The 2727-nt window shown below is 75.5% G+C and carries 2 protein-coding genes; both read left to right on the top strand.

Annotated features, from left to right (window positions below; genetic code table 11):
• Positions 1-175: 175 nt before the first annotated feature.
• Complete coding sequence (gene hemG / locus IEZ03_RS22775) at positions 176-1660, top strand: protoporphyrinogen oxidase (RefSeq protein WP_221480778.1); 1485 nt, start codon at positions 176-178, stop codon at positions 1658-1660.
• Positions 1661-1699: 39 nt separating this feature from the next.
• On the top strand, positions 1700-2727 hold a 1028-nt coding region (locus IEZ03_RS22770), incomplete at its 3' end, for a methyltransferase (protein ID WP_189241225.1).

Genomic DNA, 2727 nt, shown 5'->3' with positions numbered 1-2727 from the left:
CTACTACCCGCACATCGGCTTCACTCAACACAATTCCGCCTGGGTGCTGAACCCCTGACAAACGACGCCGCATCTTTATGGCGCGCCGTTGTCCACCGGCGCTCGACCGGTGTTATGGGCGGTCCTGCCACGGTGAGGCGATGCGTTTTCCAAGCAAGTCGAGGGAGTGTGCGTAATGGTGAACCAGGAAATGGGCACCGGGCGGCGTTCCGCCCGGGGCGGGACGTCCCGCGTGCCGCACGTCGTGATCGTCGGCGGGGGGATCGCGGGGCTGTCCGCGGCGTTCCTGCTGCGCGACGAGCCGGTGCGGCTGACGGTCTGCGAGGAGTCGTCCCGGCTCGGCGGGCAGCTGGCCGTGTCGGAGGTCGCGGGCGTCGCGGTGGACGAGGGCGCCGAGGCCGTGTGGCGCCCCAAGACCGAATGGCTGATCGGCCAGACGGCGCTGGGCGACCGGCTCGTGTCCGCGGACAACGCCGCGGTGGCGACCTGGACCAGGGGCGGCATGTGGCCGCTGCCCGACGGCCACTTCATGAGCGTTCCCTCGGACCTGGACGCGCTGGCCCGGTCGGGCGTGCTGACCGACGAGGGGGTCGCCCGAGCGCGGGAGGACCGTGAGCTCCCGGCCACGCCCCGGAACGGGGACGTGTCGGTGGGCGAGTACGTCGCCGCGCGGTTCGGCCAGGAGGTCGTGGACCGGCTCGTCGATCCGTTCGTGCACGAGATGTGCGCCGGCCGCGCGGCCGAGCTGTCGTTCGAGGGCACGCTCCCGCCGCTGGCGATGGCGTCGCGCAAGCGGCCGTCGCTGGCCGACGCGGCGGGCATGCTGGTCCCCTCGCCGGGGTCGGGCGTACCCGAGCTGCACAGCGGGCTGGGCACGCTGGTCGGCGGGATGGGCGCGCTGCCCGGCGCGCTGGCCGACGCCGTGCTGGCCGACTCACCGGGCGCCGCGCTGCGGACCGGGACCAGGGTGACCGGGCTGGCGCGGGACGGGCACGGGTGGCGGCTGACGGCGGACTCGGCCGCCGGCCGGGAGGAGATCGCGGCCGACGCGGTCATCCTCGCGGTCCCCGCGGGTCCCGCGGGCGGCCTGCTCGCCGGGCTCCCCGACACCGGCGCGGCCTGCACCGGGCTGGCGGAGATCCCGTACGCGAGCGCGGTGATGATCACGCTGGCCTACCCGCGCGGGACGTTCCGCGGCGGGCCGGCCGAGCGCGGGCTGGCCGGCTACCGGGTGCCGGCGGTCGACGGGCGGACGGTCCGGTCGGTCACGTTCTCGTCCGTGAAGTGGCGGCACATGGCCGGCGACGTGGAGATCGTGCGGTGCCAGGCCGGCGGCGTCGACGCGCGGGACCTGCTGGAGCGCGACGACGCCGACCTCGCCGCGCTGGCGGCCGGCGAACTCGCCGAGGCCACCGGGGCGTCCGGTGAGCCCGTGGCCACCCGGGTGAGCCGGTGGGACCGGGCACTGCCCCAGTACACCGTCGGCCACCCGGCCCGGTCCAAGCGGATCCGCGGCGGGCTCGCCGGCCAGCCGGGGCTCGCGGTCTGCGGCGCCGCCTACGAGGGGGTGGGCATCGGCCAGTGCATGAACACCGGCCGCAAGGCCGCCCAGCAGGTCCTCACCCACCTGGACACCGCCGCCGGAGCACGCGGTGCGTGACCCGCGACATCAGAAGCCGAAAGGCGGGAGGGAGCAACGATGGGTGCTGCACAAGGCGGCGGTCCGCCGGGCGGCGGACCGCACGCGGACAACGTGCGGAGGCTGCGCGCGCTGTCCGACCTGATCACGCCGTACGCCGTCCGGGTCGCCGCCACGCTGCGGCTGGCCGACCTGATCGAGGCCGGTGCACGGCGCCCCGACGAGCTCGGCGCGCGGTGCGGCGCGGATCCGGCGGCCCTGGAGCGGCTGCTGCGGCACCTCGCCGCCAAGGGCGTGTTCGCGCAGCCGGAACCGGGAGAGTTCGCGCTGACGGAGCTGTCCCGCCTGCTGCTCACGGGCCGGGAAGACGACGGCCTGCGGCCCTGGCTGGACATGGACGGCGGGCTGGGGCGCTCCGACATGGCGCTGTCCGGGATGCTCCAGGTCGTGCGCACCGGGCGGCCCGCCTACGAGGACATGTTCGGGCGGACGTTCTGGGCGGACCTGGAGGCCGACCCCGAGCGCGGCCGGGCCTTCGACGCGCTGATGTCGGCGCAGGTCTCGCTGGTGGCCGACGAGGTCACCACCGCCTACGACTGGTCGGACGTGCGCAACGTGGTGGACGTCGGAGGCGGCGCGGGCACGCTCCTGGCCGCCCTGCTCGCCAAGCACCCCGGCCTGCGGGGAACGCTCGTCGACCTGCCGTCCGTCGTCGAGACGGGGCGGCGGGAGCTCGCCGCGGCCGGGCTCGCCGACCGCTGCGCCTTCGCGCCGGGGAGCTTCTTCTCCCCGCTGCCGGCCGACGGTGACGTCCTCGTCCTGTCGCGGGTCCTCCACGACTGGGACGACGACTCCGCGCGGGCGATCCTGCGCCGCTGCGCCGAGGCCGCCAGGGCCGCGGGCCCCGCGGCCCGGGTGCTGGTCATCGAGCAGCTCGTCGCCGACCAGGGGAACTCCCCGATGACCACCGCCATGGACCTGCGGATGCTCTCCGTCATCGGCGGGCAGGAGCGCTCGCTGGACGAGTACCGCCTGCTCGCGGCCGACGCGGGGCTCTCGCTGCGCGACACCATCGCCACCGAGTCGGG

This window comes from Actinomadura livida, from assembly GCF_014648675.1.
GTDB lineage: Bacteria > Actinomycetota > Actinomycetes > Streptosporangiales > Streptosporangiaceae > Spirillospora > Spirillospora livida.
The sequence above is the reverse complement of the archived record's forward strand: the minus strand, read 5'-3'. Positions and strand labels throughout refer to the sequence as shown.

Bases quoted from the DNA above. Each gene is read 5' to 3' on its own strand.
- hemG (WP_221480778.1), top strand. From the start codon at position 176: ATGGTGAACCAGGAAATGGGCACCGGGCGGCGTTCCGCCCGGGGCGGG.